Genomic DNA, 542 nt, shown 5'->3' on the forward strand with positions numbered 1-542 from the left:
TCCATGAGGTTTGCAGATCGTGACACGATGTGAGTTAAGTCTTCTACAGAATAGAATTCAAGACGTTGCACAATACCGAAACGGTCACGTAGAGGCGAGGTGAGTAAGCCGGCACGTGTGGTCGCAGCAACAAGTGTAAAAGGGGGTAAATCTAGTTTAATTGAACGGGCAGCAGGGCCTTCACCAATCATGATATCGAGTTGGTAATCTTCCATTGCTGGATAGAGGATTTCTTCAATCACTGGTGAAAGACGATGAATCTCATCAATAAATAAAACATCGCCTTCTTCAAGGTTAGTCAGCATTGCAGCCAAATCACCCGCACGCTCTAAAACAGGCCCTGAAGTGGATTTGAGATTGCCACCCATTTCACGCGCAATAATATTGGCAAGCGTAGTTTTTCCTAAGCCCGGTGGACCGAAAATCAGTGTGTGATCGAGTGCCTCACCACGACCACGAGCCGCACCGATGAAAATTTCCATTTGCTCGCGTACGACTGGTTGCCCGATATAATCGGCAAGTGACGTCGGTCGAATAGCCCG

Annotated in this window: 1 protein-coding gene; it reads right to left on the reverse strand. The window is 47.6% G+C overall.

Annotated elements, in window-relative coordinates:
* On the reverse strand, nt 1-482 hold a 482-nt coding region (ruvB, locus tag ABD296_RS50150), incomplete at its 3' end, for a Holliday junction branch migration DNA helicase RuvB (RefSeq protein WP_455363893.1).
* Nucleotides 483-542 lie beyond the last annotated feature (60 nt).

The organism is Actinomadura napierensis (assembly GCF_039529375.1).
GTDB lineage: Bacteria > Actinomycetota > Actinomycetes > Streptosporangiales > Streptosporangiaceae > Spirillospora > Spirillospora napierensis.